The organism is Pseudomonas xionganensis (genome assembly GCF_009763245.1).
Taxonomy (GTDB): domain Bacteria; phylum Pseudomonadota; class Gammaproteobacteria; order Pseudomonadales; family Pseudomonadaceae; genus Aquipseudomonas; species Aquipseudomonas xionganensis.
The window spans coordinates 633,445-652,025 of record NZ_WKJZ01000001.1 but is presented as its reverse complement, the minus strand read 5'-3'; the positions used below and the strand labels follow the sequence as shown (position 1 = coordinate 652,025).

At 62.6% G+C, this 18,581-nt stretch carries 19 protein-coding genes; 11 read left to right on the top strand and 8 right to left on the bottom strand.

The window, feature by feature from the left end; genetic code table 11:
* Nucleotides 1-10 precede the first annotated feature (10 nt).
* Complete coding sequence (locus GJV18_RS02970; protein WP_160345953.1) at nt 11-634, bottom strand: 2OG-Fe(II) oxygenase; 624 nt, start codon at nt 632-634, stop codon at nt 11-13.
* Nucleotides 635-756: 122 nt separating this feature from the next.
* On the opposite strand from GJV18_RS02970, the gene GJV18_RS02965 reads away from it, so the two are divergent.
* On the top strand, nt 757-1,524 hold the full coding sequence (locus tag GJV18_RS02965) for a hypothetical protein (protein ID WP_160343231.1): 768 nt from the start codon (nt 757-759) through the stop codon (nt 1,522-1,524).
* A 178-nt stretch (nt 1,525-1,702) separates the two neighbouring features.
* Here GJV18_RS02965 and GJV18_RS02960 read toward each other — a convergent pair whose 3' ends face one another.
* Nucleotides 1,703-2,635 (bottom strand): phospholipase BipL, encoded by a 933-nt coding sequence (locus GJV18_RS02960; protein WP_160343230.1) that lies wholly within the window; start codon nt 2,633-2,635, stop codon nt 1,703-1,705.
* Nucleotides 2,636-2,720: 85 nt separating this feature from the next.
* Here GJV18_RS02960 and GJV18_RS02955 point away from each other — a divergent pair, with 85 nt between their 5' ends.
* Nucleotides 2,721-3,326, top strand: a complete 606-nt coding sequence (locus tag GJV18_RS02955) for a DUF6436 domain-containing protein (protein WP_160343229.1) — start codon at nt 2,721-2,723, stop codon at nt 3,324-3,326.
* Nucleotides 3,327-3,330: 4 nt separating this feature from the next.
* On the opposite strand, the gene GJV18_RS02950 is transcribed toward GJV18_RS02955, so the two are convergent.
* On the bottom strand, nt 3,331-4,113 hold the full coding sequence (locus GJV18_RS02950) for a substrate-binding periplasmic protein (protein WP_160343228.1): 783 nt from the start codon (nt 4,111-4,113) through the stop codon (nt 3,331-3,333).
* A 196-nt stretch (nt 4,114-4,309) separates the two neighbouring features.
* Between GJV18_RS02950 and GJV18_RS02945 the strand changes: the two genes are divergently transcribed.
* Nucleotides 4,310-5,809, top strand: a complete 1,500-nt coding sequence (locus tag GJV18_RS02945) for a methyl-accepting chemotaxis protein (RefSeq protein ID WP_160343227.1) — start codon at nt 4,310-4,312, stop codon at nt 5,807-5,809.
* Here GJV18_RS02945 and GJV18_RS02940 read toward each other — a convergent pair.
* Nucleotides 5,780-6,829, bottom strand: coding sequence for an AraC family transcriptional regulator (locus tag GJV18_RS02940; protein ID WP_160343226.1), 1,050 nt, complete (start codon nt 6,827-6,829; stop codon nt 5,780-5,782). The genes GJV18_RS02945 and GJV18_RS02940 overlap by 30 nt on opposite strands.
* Nucleotides 6,830-6,951: 122 nt before the next feature.
* Between GJV18_RS02940 and GJV18_RS02935 the strand changes: the two genes are divergently transcribed.
* The 8 genes from GJV18_RS02935 (at nt 6,952) to GJV18_RS02900 (ending at nt 14,428) form a co-directional block, all read left to right on the top strand.
* Nucleotides 6,952-9,327 carry a penicillin acylase family protein gene (locus GJV18_RS02935; RefSeq protein ID WP_160343225.1) on the top strand — a complete coding sequence of 792 codons (2,376 nt, stop codon included), beginning with the start codon at nt 6,952-6,954 and terminating at the stop codon, nt 9,325-9,327.
* A 49-nt stretch (nt 9,328-9,376) separates the two neighbouring features.
* The gene (locus GJV18_RS02930; protein WP_160343224.1) at nt 9,377-10,882 is read left to right on the top strand and encodes a M20 family peptidase; all 1,506 of its coding nucleotides are present in this window, start codon (nt 9,377-9,379) and stop codon (nt 10,880-10,882) included.
* A gap of 101 nt (nt 10,883-10,983) precedes the next feature.
* Nucleotides 10,984-11,322, top strand: coding sequence for a hypothetical protein (locus GJV18_RS02925; protein WP_160343223.1), 339 nt, complete (start codon nt 10,984-10,986; stop codon nt 11,320-11,322).
* Between the two features lie 113 nt (nt 11,323-11,435).
* Nucleotides 11,436-11,969 (top strand): hypothetical protein, encoded by a 534-nt coding sequence (locus GJV18_RS02920; RefSeq protein WP_160343222.1) that lies wholly within the window; start codon nt 11,436-11,438, stop codon nt 11,967-11,969.
* 107 nt (nt 11,970-12,076) lie between these two features.
* Complete coding sequence (locus GJV18_RS02915) at nt 12,077-12,703, top strand: DUF2846 domain-containing protein (RefSeq protein WP_160345951.1); 627 nt, start codon at nt 12,077-12,079, stop codon at nt 12,701-12,703.
* Between the two features lie 107 nt (nt 12,704-12,810).
* Nucleotides 12,811-13,335, top strand: a complete 525-nt coding sequence (locus tag GJV18_RS02910; protein ID WP_160343221.1) for a hypothetical protein — start codon at nt 12,811-12,813, stop codon at nt 13,333-13,335.
* Nucleotides 13,336-13,431: 96 nt separating this feature from the next.
* Complete coding sequence (locus GJV18_RS02905) at nt 13,432-13,872, top strand: DUF3592 domain-containing protein (protein WP_160343220.1); 441 nt, start codon at nt 13,432-13,434, stop codon at nt 13,870-13,872.
* Nucleotides 13,873-14,059: 187 nt separating this feature from the next.
* Nucleotides 14,060-14,428, top strand: a complete 369-nt coding sequence (locus tag GJV18_RS02900; RefSeq protein WP_160343219.1) for a YidH family protein — start codon at nt 14,060-14,062, stop codon at nt 14,426-14,428.
* A 106-nt stretch (nt 14,429-14,534) separates the two neighbouring features.
* On the opposite strand, the gene GJV18_RS02895 is transcribed toward GJV18_RS02900, so the two are convergent.
* The 4 genes from GJV18_RS02895 to potA all read right to left on the bottom strand — a co-directional run bounded on the left by GJV18_RS02895 (nt 14,535) and on the right by potA (nt 18,562).
* Nucleotides 14,535-15,497 (bottom strand): sensor domain-containing diguanylate cyclase, encoded by a 963-nt coding sequence (locus GJV18_RS02895; protein ID WP_160343218.1) that lies wholly within the window; start codon nt 15,495-15,497, stop codon nt 14,535-14,537.
* 124 nt (nt 15,498-15,621) lie between these two features.
* A complete protein-coding gene (locus GJV18_RS02890) occupies nt 15,622-16,515 on the bottom strand; it encodes an ABC transporter permease subunit (RefSeq protein WP_160343217.1) in 894 nt (297 codons plus the stop codon).
* A complete protein-coding gene (locus tag GJV18_RS02885; RefSeq protein WP_160345950.1) occupies nt 16,512-17,393 on the bottom strand; it encodes an ABC transporter permease subunit in 882 nt (293 codons plus the stop codon). The genes GJV18_RS02890 and GJV18_RS02885 overlap by 4 nt, the downstream gene beginning before the upstream one ends.
* A 26-nt stretch (nt 17,394-17,419) precedes the next feature.
* Nucleotides 17,420-18,562 carry a polyamine ABC transporter ATP-binding protein gene (gene potA / locus GJV18_RS02880; RefSeq protein ID WP_160343216.1) on the bottom strand — a complete coding sequence of 381 codons (1,143 nt, stop codon included), beginning with the start codon at nt 18,560-18,562 and terminating at the stop codon, nt 17,420-17,422.
* Between the last annotated feature and the right edge of the window lie 19 nt (nt 18,563-18,581).

Sequence of the window (18,581 nt, the reverse complement as noted above, 5' to 3'; positions counted from 1 at the left end):
TGAGTCCCGGCTACAACGGCTGCTCGCCGCGACGGCGAAACCAGCCGGTCAGTGACAGACGCTCGCGGCTGGCCGGCAGCACCTCATGGGGCAGGTCGGCGGAGAGAAACAGCAGCAGGGTGCCGGCCTGGGGCAGTACATCGCGGGTACTGCCATCGTTCAGATACAGACGCAGGGCGCCACCCTGCTCGGCCTGCCAGTCTGCATTGAGATAAAACACCGCCGACACTGTGCGCCGATCATCGTCGCGGAAGCGATCCACATGCTTCTGGTAGAAGGCACCCGGCGGGTACAGGGCAAAGTGCCCCTCGAAATCCTCCAGCCCCAGGTACAAGCCCTGATTCAGGGCCAGACGCAGCTCGTCCAGACGCTGCAGATACTGGTCGCTGGCCGCCGACTGCCCTGGTTCCAGCCACTGGATATGGTCGCCGCGCACCCCTTCGCGCACCTGCAATGCCCCGCCACGGCCGACACCGGCCGGCGTCAGGGCACCCTCTGCATCGCGCTTGCGGCACTCTTCGGCCAGTTGCAGGGTCAGAGCTTGTGGAACAAAGGCTGGCTGCAGCGACCAGCCCTGCTCGGCCAGGTCGTCGACGATGCGTGTCAGGCACGCGGTAAAGGTATCGGAAGTCATCATGGCGGCGATTCTAGCAGCTGCAGGGTGCCTGATAACTGCGGCGATCGGGCGCGGCTGCGTCCGGCTCGACAAGCCCCGGCCAGCCGCCGAAAATAGCCGCCGCCCAGAACGGAGTCCCCATGCGCGCCCTCTCTCTACTGCTTACCCTGCTTCTCAGCCTGCCTGCCCTGGGCGATGACTACCTGCTGCTGTATCAGGCCGCCGGCTGGCCACAGCAGCGCATGCACTTCAGCGATGCCCTGCAGGCCACCCAGGAGCGCTACCGCAACAACCTGCCACCGGCGCTGTTCCAGGCCCTGGTGGACAACAGTAACCAGCGTTTCGCCCCGCAGGCAGTGGACCAGCGCGCCCAGGCCGGTCTGCGCGCCCATCTGGCCGAGCCGACGGCCGCGCTGGAGTTTTTCCAGTCCGTCCTCGGGCGCAAGATCGTCAGCGCCGAACTGCTGGCTACCCGCAGCGACCAGCTGGCGCGCTATGCCAGCGGCCTGCCGCGGATTGAGGCCAGCGCCACCCGGCGCCTGCTGATCCGTCACTTGGCCCAGGCCCTGCCGGCTGCCGAGGCTGGCGCCGAGGTCAGCCTGGCCCTGGCCGGGGTGGCCGCCGACAGCCTGAGCCAGATGCTTCCCGGCCTGCTCGGCGGCGGCAACGCCCTGGCCTTGCTGGACAGCCAGCGCCAGCGCCTGGTGGCCCAGGTCAATGGCGATATCGACAACACCCTGCTGCACGTTTACCGCGAGCTGAGCGATGCCGAGCTGCAGGAGTTTGTCGACTTCGCCCAGGCGCCAGCCGGCCAGGCCTATTACCAGGCTGCCCTGGCCGCCCTGCGCGAAGGCCTGGCGGTGGGTCGCAGCAGCGAGAGCCTGGCGCCAGCACCACAAGGGATCTGACATGCGGCTAACAGGCCGCTGAAAAACTACCTGCGTTGGCAATACTGCGTTGAAAACGGCCTCAAAATGCTCATTTACAACACGTAAACTGCGCTTTTTCGGCCGTTTTCGCCTTGTCTTGCCTGCCTCGCCTACGTTTTTCAACGGCCTGCAAATCGGGCGCCCTGCACCTTAGCCGTCAGCTCAGGCGCTCGCGCAGAAAGTCGAAATAACGTTGCCGCAGCTCGGCCGACTCATTGGCCAGGTGATGGCGCGCCTCGGCCAGGCGCAGGATCTGCGGGGCGGCGAACTTGTCCTGCAGCACCTCAAGGTTGTGCCGCCAGGCCACCGTCATGTCCGCCTCGCCCTGGATGATCAGCGGGCTGCGCCGACTCGCGGACGCCGACTCGATCCGCGGCACCCACTGACTGAGGGCACCGACCCAGGCGGTGGGCAGATTGCGCGGCTGCAACGGGTCCCGGTGGTGGACGAAATCGATAAAGGCCGCATCGCTGGAGTTGTGGCTGAAACGCCGCGGGATCTCCTCGACAAAGGGCTTCATCAGCCGATAGCTGAGCTGCGACCAGCCCCAGGCCCGCGGCCGCACCAGCGGCGCCAGCAGTATGGTCTCGCCCACCTGCGGGCCCGGCTCACCGCTGAGCAGGTAGTCGATCAGAATCGCCCCGCCGGTGCTCTGCCCGCACAGGTGCCAGGGCTGCGGCAGGCCCAGCTCGGCGGCCTGGCCCAGCACCCCGTGGAGCACCTGCTGATACTCGGCAAAGTCGCCAATGCTGGCCCGCGCGCCGCTGGACAGGCCATGGCCGGGCAGATCGAAGGTGAGCACGGCAAAGCCCATCTGCAGCGCCCAGTGAATCACATGGCGGTACAGGCCGCTGTGGTCGTAGTAACCGTGCAGCAGAATCAGGCTGGCCCTGGGCACTTCGGGCCACCAGGCCTGCAGGACGATGCGATAACCGGCCAGCTCGACCACGCCGAGCCGGCTGTGGGCCACCCGACTATCGTCGAAGCCATAGAACTGCCGATAGCCCTGCTCGGCCGCCGACAGTGGCGCGGCTGCGCTCAAGGGTCGCAGGCTGGCAATCAGGTGATCGGGCTGAAAGGGCTCTGGCATAAGGCTTCCATCAATCCTGCGGGTACGGGCCGGGCACTCTGCACGGGGCAGATCGGGTTGCGGATATTCAGCTGTCGGGCCAGCCATGGCAAGCTGCGCATCTGTTTATAGAAGGTCGACCATGACTGCCACCACGCGCAAGACCCTACTCGCCATTCTCCTGCTCGGTCTCTGGGGCGCCGCCATGCTAGCCGCCTTCTGGTGGTACGAGGGCCGCTACCTGCGCAGCTTCAGCGAACAGACCGCACTGTTCCAGGGTGACGTGCTGCAACTGCCCGCGCACCTGGCCGGCCCCGGGCCGATCCGCCTGGTGCATTTCTGGGACCCGGCCTGCCCGTGCAATGTCGGCAACCAGCAGCACCTGGCCGAGCTGATCGAACACTATGGCCCGCGCGGCGTCACCTTTCATGCGGTGCAGAGGCCCGGCAGCCGCGGCCAGCTACCGGCCATCCTGAGCGCCCTGCAGGCACTGCCGGAGCTCAGCGGCAGCGAGCGGATCCCGGCCAGCCCGGCAGTGGCGATCTGGGACCGCGAGGGCCGCCTGGCCTACTTCGGCCCCTACAGCGAAGGCGCCACCTGCACCTCCAGCAACAGCTTTATCGAACCCATACTCGAAGCCCTGGCCGCCGGCCGCGCGGTGACGGCCAGCAACAGCCTGGCAGTGGGTTGCTTTTGCGCCTGGAGCGAATGACGGGCTAATCCACCCCCGGCGGCAAGAAGCGCTGGCGGATCGCCTCGGCCTCGCCACTGGCAGCCATCGCGCGCAGCTCGCGGTTGATCGCACTGATCAGCGCCTCCCCCCGAGCCGAGCCCTTGCTCAGCATCAGGTGAAAGGCCTTGTGCCCCGGCAGGCGGATATGGCGCAACCCGTCGGCCTCATAAGCCCCCAGGGCCACACCGCCGTAGAGCGGCTCGATCTCGCTGGGGAAGAAATCGCAACGCTGCCGCGCCAGCATGTCGAGGTTCTGCTGCAGACTGGGAAAGCGCTGAATATCCCAATCGATCGAGTAGACCTCATAGTTATAGCCAATCACCCCACAGACCCGATAATTGTGCAGCTGCACCAGGGCTGCCCGGGGCTCGGTGATAAAGCGTCGCTGTGAATAGAACAGGCCCAGGTGAGCCTGGTACAGCGGCTCGCTGAAATGCGCATAGGCCGCCCGCTCCTCGTTGTAACTGGCATCCCAGGTCAGCTCGCAGCGGCCCTTGTCGGCAAAGTCGGCCAACTCCTGCTGCACCCGCGCCCAGGGCATATAGCGCACCCGATGGGGCAAGCCAAGGCGTTGCAGCACCGTCAGCACCAGGGTGCTGGCCGAGCCGGTCAGGCGGCTGCGATCGACCTCGCCATCGACCCGCTCCCAGTAGGTATAGGGCGGCCACTCGTTGCCGTCACCGAGGCAGATCTGCACCGTGGCGTCCGCCGCCTGGCACAGCGGCATCCATCCGGCCAGCAGCAACGCCAGCCACCCGCTTCTCATCCGATTCGCTCCAGTCGCTGCCCGGGCTGATGCCTTCAGGCTAGCAGCTCGATGCCGACCGGGCGATCCGACGGCAGGCCACCCACACAGCTAGACAAAAGCTGTACATTGTTTAGACTTTGTACAAGATTACATTTGACACTCCGCCACCGTCACAGTCGTCCAGTGCGCAATCCGCGCCGAGGCCCGAGCCATCATGAGCACCCTGCAGTCCCTGATCGACACGCATTACCGCAAGGCCGACCGCATCATGCTCGGCGTACTCTGGCTGATGTTTGCCTATGCCCTGGGCTTGGCCGCCTGGCACGGCACCTGGGGCCAGGCCCTGCTGGTAGGGGGCGGCACGGCGCTGACGATGACCGTCCTGCACCAGCTGATCCCCGGCCGGCGCCTGCTGCGCTGCGCCATGGGCGCGGCGTTTATGGTCATGTCGGCCCTGCATATCAACCAGGCCGGCGGCCTTCTGGAAATGCACTTCGGCATCTTCGTGCTGCTGGCCTTTCTGGTGTATTACCGCGACTGGCTGCCCATCGTGGTGGCAGCCGGGGTGATCGCCGTGCACCACCTGAGCTTCTTCGCCCTGCAGTTGCAGGAAGCCGGTGTGGTGGTGGTGCGCGAAGGCAGCTGGCCGATCATCTTCCTGCATGCCTTCTATGTGGTACTGGAGGCGACCATCCTGGTCTATCTGGCCCGCCAGACCTACGGCGAAGCCCGTGAAGGCGCCGCCCTGATGGACAGCGTGGTGCGCCTGAGCCGCGAAGACCAGGCCATCGACCTGCGCACCCGCAGCCTCACCCAGGGCAAGGTGGCCCTGCGCTTCAACCATTTCCTCGCTCAGCTCGAAGAACTGGTCGGCGAGGTGATCCAGGACACCCAGGGCCTGCAGCGCATGGGCAGCAGCCTGGTGCAGGCCACCGAGCAGTTGCGCCAGGGCGCGGCCAGCCAGCAGGACGAGGTGCACTACATGAGCAGTGCCATGCAGCAGATGAGCAGCGCCATCGACGAGGTAGCCGGGCACGCCGACCGAGCCGCCAGCGCCGCTCAGACCGCCAACCAGCAAGCCGGTGAAGGCAGCCGTGCGGTCAACCATGTACGCAGCGAGATCGACAAGCTGGCCAGTCATATCGACGGCAGCGAGCGCGACATGCAGGCCCTGGCCGTACAGGCCGAGCAGATCGGCAAGGTGGTGGAGGTGATCCGCTCCATCGCCGAACAGACCAACCTGCTGGCGCTGAATGCCGCCATCGAGGCCGCCCGGGCCGGTGAGCAGGGCCGCGGCTTTGCCGTGGTCGCCGATGAGGTGCGCAACCTGGCGCAGAAAACCGCCGCCTCCACGGCAGAGATTCAGGACATCATCAGCCGCCTGCAGCAGAGCAGTCGACAGGCCACCAGCACCATGCAGCAGAGCCGCGACAGCGTGCGCAGCTGCGTAAGCGACAGCGCCCACACCGCCGAGCTGCTGACGGCCGTGGCCCGGGATATTGCCGCCATCACCCAGATGAACGAGCTGATTGCCACGGCCACCCACCAACAGGCCGCTGTCAGCGCCGAGGTCAGCCAGCACCTGCTCGGGGTGCAGCAGGTGACCGAACGCAACCTCGACGATGCCCGTGCCCTGGATCACGATGGCCAGGAACTGAGCCAGCTGGCCGCACGCCTGAGTCGCCTAAGCCAGCGTTTCAGCGTCAGCGACTGAGAGCAGCTGACGATAGCCCTGAGGCGTCTCCCCCTGCCAGCGGCGAAAGGCCCGGTAGAAGGGTGACAGCTCGGCAAACCCGCACGCCCGCGCCACCTCGCGAATCGCCAGGCCCTGCTGCAACAGGTGCAGGGCGCGGGCGCGGCGCACCTCATCGTGCAGGCGGCGAAAGCTGCTGGCCTGCTCCAGCAAGGCCCGCTGCAGGGCTGCCGGCGTCAAGTCCAGGGCCCTGGCGCAACCGGCCAGGTCGCAGCGGCTCAGGCCCAGGTTGACCTCCAGCCAGTAGCGCACCCGGTTGAGCAGCTGGTTTTCCTGCAGCTCGGCCAGCTCGCGTTCGGCTTCGCCCCAGAGCACGGCAAACAGCCGCGGGTTGGCGCTGCGCGAGGGCCGGGCCAGCAGGTCACGGGCAAAGACCAAGACGTCATGATCCTGGGCGAAGGCCGGGGTCAACCCAAACAGGCGGCGCTGCTCGCTCAGGCGCGACGGTGCGAGGTGACGAAAACCCAGCCCGCTAATCCGAAACTCACCATCACTGACACTGGCCAGCATCTTCAGCAGCAGCAGGGCCAGGCATTCCATCTGCTGGCGCAAGGAGCCAATACCACGGTAGTTCAGGTCGAAGATCAGCCGGGCCTGCTCACCCGCCAGTTCCAGGCGCGCGGCAAAACCGCCGGAGAGGATGTGCTGGAAGCGCACAAAGGCCTCCAGGGCCTGGCCCAGGTCGCGGGCGGCCAGCAGCAGATAGCCCACCACATCCAGAGGGCGGGGCTGCATCACCTCAGCCAGGTGCAAGCCAATATCGGCATCCCCGGTGATCCCCGCCAGGGCCTGCCAGAAACGCGGGGCATTGTCGTGCTCCTGGCGTCCGTCCAGCAGCAGAGGCGCCACGGTGGCGCCCCCATAGGCGCGGCGGTAGGTGTCGGTGGGGTCGAAGCCCAGCGTCGCCAGGGCCTCGTAGAGCAGGCGGCGCAGGGTCGGCGAGTGACTCAGGGCCGCGCTTGGCGGCAGGTTCTGCGGCATGGCTGTACCCACTTCGGGGCGATCAATTGACTAGAGACTTTCACGCCGCGCGCATTTGGTCAATGCCAGTCCCGGCCCACGCCCGCACAATGCCTGCGCCATCTCCATAACAAGGACAATCCATGAAACGCAGCCTGACCGCCCTGGCCCTGATCGTCGCCGCCGCTGCCGCCGGCGCCTACTGGTATGTCGACGGCAAACAGCCACAACGCAGCGGTCAGCTGCAACTGCAATCCCTGCAGGCGCAGGTGCTGGTGGATTTCGATGAGCGGGGCGTGCCGCATATCCAGGCCGAGCATGAACTGGATATGTACCGCGCCCTGGGCTTCGTCCACGCCCAGGATCGCCTGTTCCAGATGGAAATCCTGCGCCGCCTGGCCCGCGGCGAGCTGGCGGAAATCCTCGGCAGCCCGCTGCTGGAAACCGACCGTCTGTTCCGCACCCTGGGCATCCGCGAACACGCCGACCGCTATGCCGCCAAACTGGACCCCGCGCTGCCCTCTACCCAGGCGCTGCTGGCCTACCTGGACGGCATCAACCAGTTCCAGGCCAAGGGCCCTGTGCCTCTGGAGTTCGACCTGCTGGGCATCGAGCCACGGCCCTTCACCAGCGCCGACACCCTGAGCGTGGCCGGCTATATGGCCTACAGCTTCGCCGCCGCGTTTCGCACCGAGCCGGTGCTGACCCATATCCGTGACCAACTGGGCACCGACTACCTCAAGGTCTTTGATCTGGACTGGCAGCCCCAGGGCGTGGTCGGCCAGCCCCTGGCTGCGGGTGACTGGCAGGACCTGGGCGCCATCGCCCGCCTCAGCCTCGACGCCCTGGCCCAGGCCGGCCTGCCGCAGTTCGAAGGCAGCAACGCCTGGGCGGTGTCCGGCAGCCGCACCGCCAGCGGCAAACCGCTGCTGGCCGGCGACCCGCATATCCGCTTCGCCGTGCCGGCGGTGTGGTACGAAGCCAACCTGAGTTACCCCGGCTTCAGCCTGTACGGTCATCATCAGGCGCTCAACCCGGTGGCCTCCCTGGGTCACAACCAGGATTTTGCCTGGAGCATCACCATGTTCCAGAACGACGACCTGGATCTGATCGCCGAAAAAACCAACCCGGACAACCCCGAGCAGGTCTGGTATCGCGGCCAATGGGTCGATCTGGAAAGCCGCGAGGAAGTGATCCGCGTCAAGGATGCCGAGCCGGTCAAACTGACCCTCAAGCGCTCGCCACACGGCCCGATCATCAACAGCGCGCTCAACCACAGCAATGCCAGCACGCCGATTGCCATGTGGTGGGCCTTTCTGGAAACCGACAACCCCATACTCGACGGCTTCTACCAGCTCAATCGCGCCGACAGCCTGGAGAAAGCCCGCAGCGCCGTGGAGAAGATCGAAGCCCCCGGCCTGAACGTGGTGTGGGCCAATGCCGGCGGTGATATCGGCTGGTGGGCGGCGGCCAAACTGCCGCGCCGCCCGGCCGGGGTCAATCCGAACTTTATCCTCGACGGTACCACTGGCGAAGCGGAGAAGGACGGCTTCCACCCCTTCAGCGCCAACCCCCAGGAAGAGAACCCGGCGCGCGGCTATATCCTCTCGGCCAACTACCAGCCCGTCTCGCCGGCCGGTATCGAAATCCCCGGCTACTACAACCTGGCCGACCGCGGCCAGCGCCTGGACGACCTGCTCAGCGACGAGCAGGTGAAATGGGACACGCAGAACAGCCAGGCCCTGCAACTGGACACCCGCACCGACTACCCCCAGCGCCTGCTGGCGCCCCTGGCCGAGGCGCTGCGCAGCGCCGCCCGGGACGAACAGGAGCAGGCCCTGGTGCAGGAACTGCTGGCCTGGGATGGCGATCACCGTCTGAACAGCCGCGCTGCCGTGCTGTTCAACCAGCTGGTCTATCAGCTGGCCTTCGAGGCCATGGCCGACGAACTGGGCCAGGCCTTCTTCGACACCCTGCTGCAGACCCGGGTCATCGACAGCGCCCTGCCGCGCCTGGCGGCCGATGCCACCGCCCCCTGGTGGAACCGCCAGGACACCACCGCCCAGGAAACCCGCGAGGCCATCGTCAGCGCCGCCTGGCAAGCCAGCCTGGCCCACCTGCGCCAGCAACTGGGTAACGATCCGGCCAGCTGGCAGTGGGGCCAGGCCCATCCGCTGAGCCACGGCCACCCGCTGGGGCAGAAGGCACCGCTGGACCTGCTGTTCAACGTCGGCCCCTTCCCCGCCCCCGGCGGCCACGAGACGCCCAACAACCTCTCGCACAAACTCGGCCCGGCGCCCTGGTCGGTGGTGTATGGCCCCTCCACCCGGCGCCTGATCGACCTGGCCGACGCCCGCAGCGCCCTGGGCATCAACCCGGTCGGGCAGAGCGGCGTGCTGTTCGATGCCCACTACCGCGACCAGGCCGAGGCCTATCTGCGCGGCGACTACCGACCCATGCCCCTGGACGCCGACGCCATCCGCGCCCACAGCCGCAGCCAGCTGCGCCTGATCCCCTGACCCCTTGCGCCCCGCACCCACGGGGCGCAAGCCAACGAGGAACCACCCCATGCCCCGACTGCTGCAACGCCTGGCTGTGCTCGTGCTGCTCGCGCTGCTGGCCCTGGCCGCCGTGCTGCTGGGCCGCACCTGGCTGCTGCCCGCCCCCCAATACAATGATCAGCCGGTCAGCCTGCCCGCCGGCCTCGATGCCCAGCGCGCCGCCGCCAGCCTCAGCGCCGCCATCCAGCTGCCGACCCTGTCCCATCAGGTCGGCGCCCCCGCCAGCCAGCTGGCAGCCAGCGACGCCGCCTTTGCCGGCATGGCCGACTGGCTGGCGCAACACTACCCGCGCCTGATGGCCGCCAGCACGCGCGAGCACACCGGCAGCCCCAGCCTGTTGTTGCGCTGGCCCGGCCGCGACCGCAGCCTGCCCGCCGTGCTGCTGATGGCGCATCAGGACGTGGTGCCGGTGGCCCCCGGCACGGAAGATCAGTGGCACTACCCGCCCTTCTCCGGCGCCATTGCCGACGGCTTTGTCTGGGGCCGCGGCGCCATCGACAGCAAGGGCTCCATGGTGGCCATGCTGGAGGCTGCGGAAACCCTGCTGGCGCAAGGCTTCGTCCCCGAGCGCGACGTGCTCTTCGCCTTTGGCCACGATGAGGAAATCGGCGGTCACCAGGGCAACCGACGCATCGCCGAAGCCCTGCAGGCCCAGGGCCAGCGGCTGCACTGGGTCAGCGACGAAGGCGGCTTTGTCGTGCGCAACCAGATCCCCGGTATCAGCCAGGACCTGGCCGTGGTCGGCATCGGGGAAAAGGGTTACGTCAGCCTGGTGCTGGAAGCCCAGGCCCAGGGCGGTCATTCCTCGCAGCCGCCGCCGTTCGCGCAAACCGCCATTGGCCGCCTTAGCGCCGCCCTGCAGCGCGTCGGCGCCGCCCCCTTTGCCCGTGGCTTCGACGGCCCCACCGGCGAGCTGCTGGCCAGCTTTACCCCGGCGCAATCCTTCGGCTACCGGGTGATCTTCGCCAACCTCTGGCTGTTCGGCCCGCTGGTAGAACGACAACTGGCCGCCAGCCCGGCTGGCGCCGCCCAGCTGCAAACCTCCCTATCCCCCACCCTGCTGCGTGCCGGGATCAAGGAGAACGTCCTGCCACCCAGCGCCCGCGCCACCCTCAACCTGCGCATCCACGCCCGCGACAGCATCGCCAGCGTGACCGAGCATGTGCGCCAGGCGGTAAATGACGAGCAGATCCGCATCAAGGTCATGCCCGGCGGCCGCGAACCCTCCGCCGTGACCGATGTGCAGGGCGCGGCCTACCAGCAGTTTGCCGAGGTTATCCGGCAAAGCTTTGGCAACACCCTGGTCAGCCCCAACCTCACCGTGGGCGGCACCGACTCACGTCACTACGAACCCCTGACCGATAACGTCTTTCGCTTTAGCCCCCTGCTGATGGAACGCGAAGATCTGCCGCGCATGCACGGCACCAATGAACGCGTGGCGATCGATACCCTGGCCAATGCCAGCGGGTTCTACTATCGGCTGCTGCAAAGCCTGACGCCCACTCACGAGTAAGCGGGCGACTACAGCCCGCAGAACCTGCGGGCTTTCAGGCTTGAGGAAAAAACAGCAGAGCGGCAGACTGCCGGCAGGACTGCTGCCAAAGGCACCCACGCATGGATGTGATCAAAACCCTCAAGCCCGGGCAAAACGGCACCCAACACCTGGTCGAACGCTACGGCGCCGACCTGCCCTATCGCGACAATCCAGCCCTGGGTATGCGCCACCCCACTGTCGAACTGATAGTCCCGCGCAAACCGCTTTTGAAACCCTCCTCCCCGCGCCCCGACACCCCTGCCGCGCCACTGCACCTGCGCATCCACTACCGGGAAGAGGAACTGCAACAGCAGATCAAACAAGCAGGCGGTCATTGGCAGCCCACGCTCAAGACCTGGCTGCTGGATAAGGAAAGCGTGATGCGACTGGGTCTGGAAGATCGGCTGGAGCTACCCTGATGTCTATATATAGATACTTAACACTTGGATTTAGCCATTTATTTCCATATGTGGAAATAACTCCTAGATATAACCATCCAACCTAATCACTGTTATAAAACATAGGGGTCACCGTGCCGACCACAGCAATCGAAGTCATAGATACCGCAATAAAAATCGGCCTCGGCGGAATAATCGGCTTTGCTAGCACTTACGTGGTGACAAAGTTAAATCACAGGCATGAGTCAAGAAAAGATATAACGAAACGCCATTACGACGCCTTAGAACAGGTTGCTGCTCACGTAGAAGTTTTCTCGCATGTAGCGCTAAAGTATTGGGCTTTAGTTGCTGAGTGTGTACGAGTAGAGAACGACGATAGAGAATGGCCAAAAGAAAGGTCCGAACAGCTAGACCTTGTTAAGGCAGAATATTTTAGTGAAGCAAAAAATATTACTGTTGCAGAATCCAAGTTGCTACTGCTCGGCTTAGAGTCTTCTTCGCTTAAGCTCAGGAAATACACTGACTTTTTAAAAACCCTCCGACGCCAGTACTACATCGGAAAAGCAGGATTAACTGAAAAGGAAATGGATGATGTCCGGGAGGATTTACTACAATTGAGGCAAGAGTTCTTTGCTGAACTTTCATTAGCCTACAAAAATGGCTTATAACAACTAATTCAAACCGTTCGTTCCGCTCACTGGAACGGGCTAAGACCCGCCTTTAACCAAAGGCTAGGCTCCAGATAATATTTATTCCAGTTAAAAATTAGGAAAAAATGCTTAAAAATCTACTCAAAGCTACCATACTTGCTGGCGCTGCATACCTATCAGGCTGCGCCGCGTCTGGGCCTGAATTTACAAACATCGCCGAGCCGCCTGCTGACAAGTCGCAAATATACATATATAGACCATGGGCTTTCACCGCAGGCGGGGTTGGGTTGCCCATTTTACACAATGGCGAACAACTTCCTTACCCATTACACAACAAAGGCTACCTGCACTACTTAGCACAAGCCGGCCACCATGAAATTCATGTAAACGCAAATGGCCTCATCGATAGAAAGCTGCAACTTTATACAAAGCCAGGCGAAACATATTTTATAAAGCTCACAATCCAGAACTATTTTGCAGTAATGGGCACACGACTTTTATTGGTTGATAAGGATACAGCCCTTAAAGAAATACAAAATTATAAACTATCAACTACCGGAAATTCCCTTGACGCCTCAACTCAAGATTCCGCCCCAATAATGCAAGGAGCAGCTAAGGCGGCACAGCCGATCTCAAAAAACAACAATGCATTGATTGCGGACGAAATCCGAAAGCTCAGTGCACTTAGAAATGAAGGCACAATAACAAACGAAGAATTTGAAGACAGGAAGTCAAAACTTTTAAGTCTCTAAACATGTAAAGCGTGTCTAAAAACTGCTCAAACTGCACACTCCGCTCACTGGGACGAGCTATAGCACACTCCTTAACCAAACTTTAGCTCTCACTATAAGGAGCCATAGTGAAATCAAAGATTACCGTCATATTTATGGTACTTGCAGGCCTTGGTTTTATTATCAGCCTTGCCGAACATATATCATCAATATTAGGCTCTTCACTCTTTAGCGAAGAGCCGTGGTTTCTCCACCATGGCCTCTTTGTGGTATGGATTCCTACCGCTTTATGCGCCAGGTTTCTGGCCAGAGGGCTGCCCAAGAAAAGAATGTGGAAGGCCGCTCTCAGAGGCTGCCCGAAGCTGATGCGATATATGGTCTATGCGCTGTTCGGCTATACCTTTCTGAACTTTGCACTGTCCTTCGCCACGTCTTCAAGCCACGCTTCTGCCTCAACGTCCACTATCAGGCTCTTTTCAGGGCATTGGTTATTCTTCTATTACGCGGCTTTTGCCACGCTGTATTCATACCTTCAACTTGAGAAGCAAGCCCCTGCACGCCTCTGCCATAACGGGCATGTGCTCGGCTTGTCAGCAAGCTCCTGCCCCGAATGCGGTGTTGCTGTTGGCGATGCTCTTGCAGGTGAGCGCTGATAGTGCGCTCATCTGTCGTTCACTTCGGGCACTGCACAGCCAAAGACTGTGCTTTTGTCTACCCGCTGGTTTAATCGTTTTACTCAAGGAGAATTTATGCCTCTTCGCTATATCCCTGCATTAATTATTGTTATTGCCCTGCTATGTTCCACTGTGTATTTCTACACAGAGGAAACCGCCTATATCAACGGTATGGCCGTGACCGAGGGGACTGTGGTTGCTCTTGGCAGTAAAAGCACTTCGTCTACCACGACCAATGGCAAGCCGACACAGACCAACACCCAAGCCATAGTAGAGTTTGACTCAGACGGCACGACTGTCCGTGTCGAGGGCCGGGCGATGGGGTACCCGCACTGGGAAATAGGGCGCACTGTCGGTGTCTATTACGCCGAAAATAACCCCAATGAAGCCAGGATAAAGCGCTGGGATGAGGTTTATTTCTTCACCCTTGTTAGCGCTTTCTTTTTAAGCGTTTGCTTGCTCTTCGCCGCAATAAACTTTCTTGTCTATAAAGTCAGAGGCAAGCCGCTATCTTAGATAAAACAACGTGGCGGATGCGGCTTAGGCTGCGCCAGCCACTGCTTCAAATCCTTAGCAGTGCCCAGCGAGGCGGGCCTAATCACCCAGCCCAGATATCCACTATGATCATCGGCACCTAGGGCATCGCCCAACGGCACGCGTGTATGGGCAGACGCCATGCCAACCACCCGCTTTGAGGCACTGTATGACTGAACAAAAAGATCCCCGTGTCTTGTTTGCAGCCGAGCGCACCTTGCTGGCCTGGAATAGAACCAGCATTGCGCTGATTGCCTTTGGTTTTCTGATTGAACGTTCCGGCATTTTGATCAAGGTGTTATCCGGCGCGGCGTCTAACTCTATTTCGATGCAGCTGACCATTGTGGCCGGGTTGTTCTTTATATTGTCCGGCTCATTTATTGCGGTGTACTCATCAAAACAATATGCCAATGTCCTGAAAACTCTCACCCCGTCAGATTTTCCGACGGGTTATTCCGGTAAATGGGGCATGGCGGTCAATCTGTGGGTGGCGACATTGGGCATTGTGCTTGCCATTGCGTTATTGCTGGCCCATTGACAGGCTGTTGCAAACGACCTGTGTTGTCTTTTGCGGCATCGCCTGGTTGCAACGAACGGGTAAGCCGTCGGGGACGCAGGTGCAACTCAGCCCGGCGTGCAGCCTGTTAGCCTGCCCGCTCGTTATTGCGTGGCTCCTGGGCATGGGCCACGACACGGTCACGGCCCTGATGCTTGGCCTGGTAGAGCAGGCGGTCCACGCTTTCGAGAAAGCTCAGTGGCAGCTCATGGCTTCCCGGCACCCGGGTGCCGACCCCGAGGCTGACGGTCAGCAGCGGCGCAACCTGGGACTGGGCGTGGTGGATCTGCCGTTCGCGGATCAGCTGGCGGCAGCGTTCGGCCACTTGCGCCGCCGCACTGGCATCGGTTTCCGGTAGCAGCAGGGCGAACTCCTCACCGCCGTAGCGGGCCACCAGATCGCGTGGACGCACGGCGGCCTGGCTCAGGGCCTGGCCGACCAGCTTCAGGCAGTCGTCGCCCTGGATATGGCCGTAGTGGTCGTTGTACTGCTTGAAGTAGTCGATATCCAGCAGGATCAGTGACAGCGGCTGACCACTGCGCTGGGCGTTGGCCCACTCCACCTCGAAGCGGCTGTCGAACATGCGCCGGTTGGCCACGCCGGTCAGGCCGTCCTGGTAGGAGAATTCTTCCAGCTGCTTCTGCAGTTGCAGCAGCTGTTGTTCGGTCTGCTTGCGCTCGCTGATATCGAACATAAAGCCGATCAGGGCCTCGACCTCGCCGGCTTCATTGCGCAGCACATGGACCACATCGCGAATCCACATATAGTCGCCACTCTGGGTCAGGGCGCGGTAGTCGGCCTCGTGATCGATACCGCACTGGGACTGGCTGACGCAGAAGTTGACCACCCGCTCGCGGTCTTCGGGGTGCATGCGTTCGGCCCAGTCGTTGGCGCTGAGCCAGCTGGCCTGGGGCCAGCCGAGCAGGGTTTCGATCTGCGGGCCGATATAGGCGAAGGTCATGGTCGCCCAGTCGATCTTCCAGGGGATGGCTTTGGTCGACTCCAGCAGGGTTTTGTAGACCGAGCTGTCGGTGGGATTGGAGTCGGTCATGGCGGGCAATCCAGATGGGCACGTACCTGAGGTTGTAACCAAGATCGGCGCAGGCCGCAAGCGCCGGGCCGAGAAAGCACAAGGGCCACTGACGTGGCCCTTGTGGGTTTACTGCGGGTTAGCCTCAGGCATGCACCTGGGATGGATCGCGGCGGCTGTCCGGGCCGGCCATCAGGGCGGCGCCGGTGCTTTCGTCCATGGCCTGTTGCAGGGCCTTCTTGCGCTTTTCCTCGGCGCGGTGGGCGAAGAACCAGACCAGGAAGGTGGCGAAGGACACCGCCAGCAGGATCAGGCTGGCCACGGCGTTGATTTCCGGCTTCACGCCCAGACGCACGGCGGAGAACACCTCCATCGGCAGGGTGGTGGAGCCCGGGCCGGAGACAAAGCTGGCTAGTACCAGATCGTCCAGGGACAGGGCGAAGGACATCATGCCGCCGGCCGCCAGGGACGGCGCGATCATCGGGATGGTGATCAGGAAGAACACCTTCCACGGCTTGGCGCCCAGGTCCATGGCCGCCTCCTCGATGGACAGGTCCAGCTCACGCAGACGCGACGACACCACCACCGCCACATAGGCGGAACAGAAGGTGGTGTGGGCGATCCAGATGGTCAGGATGCCACGCTCGGCAGGCCAGCCGATCAGCTGGGCCATGGCCACGAACAGCAGCAGCAGCGACAGACCGGTGATCACCTCGGGCATGACCAGCGGTGCGGTGACCAGGCCACCGAACAGGGTACGGCCCTTGAAGCGGGTCACCCGGGTCAGCACGAAGGCGGCCATGGTGCCCAGCGCCACGGCGGCAATCGCGGTGTAGCAGGCGATTTCCAGGGAGCGCATCACCGAGTTCATCAGCTGGGTGTTGTCGAGCAGGCCGATGTACCACTTCAGCGACCAGCCACCCCACACCGTTACCAGCCGCGAGGCGTTGAACGAGTAGATGACCAGGATCAGCATCGGCAGGTAGATAAAGGCCAGGCCCGCCCACAGCATAAAGTTGGAGAAACTGAAACGCTTCATGGCCGGCCCTCCAGCTCTTTAGCCTGGTTGCGGTTAAACAAGATGATGGGAACGATCAGAATCGCCAGCATCACCACAGCCAGAGCAGAGGCAACAGGCCAGTCGCGGTTGTTGAAGAACTCCTGCCACAGCACCTTGCCGATCATCAGGGTCTCCGGGCCACCGAGCAGTTCGGGGATGACGAACTCACCGACCACCGGGATAAACACCAGCATGCAACCGGCGATGATGCCGTTCTTGGCCAGCGGCACGGTGATCTTCCAGAAGCTGTTGTAGCGGCTGGAACCCAGGTCGGCAGCGGCTTCCAGCAGGCTGGGGTCGTGCTTGACCAGGTTGGCGAACAACGGCAGCACCATAAACGGCAGGTACGAGTAGACGATGCCGATATACACCGCAACGTTGGTGTTGAGGATCTGCAGCGGCTCACTGATCAGGCCGATGCCCTGCAGGACGCTGTTGAGCAGACCGTTGTTGCTGAGAATGCCCATCCAGGCGTAGACGCGGATCAGGATCGCGGTCCAGGTCGGCATCATGATCAGCAGCAGGAACACCATCTGCTTGGCCTTGTCGGCACGGGCGATGGCATAGGCCATGGGGAAGCCGATCAGCAGGCACAGCAGGGTGCTGAAGAACGCCGTCTTCAGTGAGCCCAGATAGGCCGCCAGGTACAGGGCATCCTCGGTGAGGAAGATGTAGTTACCCAGGTTGATGATGATCGACAGTTTGTTTTCCGCCCAGGCGTACACCTCGGTGTACGGCGGGATGGCCACGTCGGCTTCGGCAAAGCTGATCTTCATCACGATGACGAAGGGCAGCAGGAAGAACATAAACAGCCACAGGAACGGCACTCCGATTACGAAGTGGCGACCCTTGGGCAGGCGGCGCAGGAGGCTTCGTTGAATGTTCATGAGCGCAATGCCACCCCGCTATCGTCCTCCCACCAGACGTAGACCTGGTCGTCCCAGGTTGGGCGGGCGCCACGGCGTTCGGCGTTGGCAACAAAGGACTGGACGATCTTGCCGCTGGGCAGTTCGACGTGGAATACCGAGTGGCCGCCCAGATAGGCGATGTCGTGCACGGTGCCGCGGGACCAGTTGTACTCGCAGCTCGGCTGTTCGGTGGTGACGATCAGCTTTTCCGGGCGGATGGCGTAGGTGATGCTCTTGTCCTGCACCGAGGTGCTGACGCCGTGACCGACGTAGATATTACGCTCCAGGTCCGGGCTGTCGATCAGCGCGTGGTCTTCGGCGTCTTCCACCACCTGACCCTCGAACAGGTTGACGCTGCCGATAAATTCGCAGACCAGGCGGCTGGTCGGGGTCTCGTAGATGTCCACCGGGCTGCCGATCTGGGCGATCCAGCCCAGGTGCATGATGGCGATGCGCTGGGCCATGGTCATGGCCTCTTCCTGGTCGTGGGTCACCATCACGCAGGTCACGCCCACGCGCTCGATGATCTCGACAAGCTCAAGCTGCATCTGCGAGCGCAGCTTCTTGTCCAGAGCACCCATGGGTTCGTCCAGCAGCAGCAGCTTGGGACGCTTGGCCAGGGAGCGGGCCAGGGCCACACGCTGACGCTGGCCACCGGACAGCTGATGCGGCTTGCGCTTGGCGTACTGGGTCATGTGCACCAGCTTGAGCATTTCCTCGACGCGGGCGTCGATCTCGGCTTTGGGCAGCTTGTCCTGCTTGAGGCCGAAGGCGATGTTGTCGGCCACGCTCATGTGCGGGAACAGGGCGTAGGACTGGAACATCATGTTGATCGGCCGTTCGTAGGGCGGCAGGTCGGTGATGTCTTCACCGTCGAGGATGATGCGCCCCTCGGTGGGCCGCTCGAAGCCGGCAAGCATGCGCAGCAGGGTGGACTTGCCCGAACCGGAGCCGCCGAGCAGGGCGAAGATTTCGCCCTTGTTGATGGTCAGGGAGACATCGTCCACCGCGACGGTTTCGTCGAATTTCTTGGTGACCCTGTCGATCTTGACCAACACCTCTTTGGGTCGTTGATCACCCTCAAGAACCTTTTTATAGGCACTGGATGCAACTGCCATTACCAAAACTCCCGCAAAA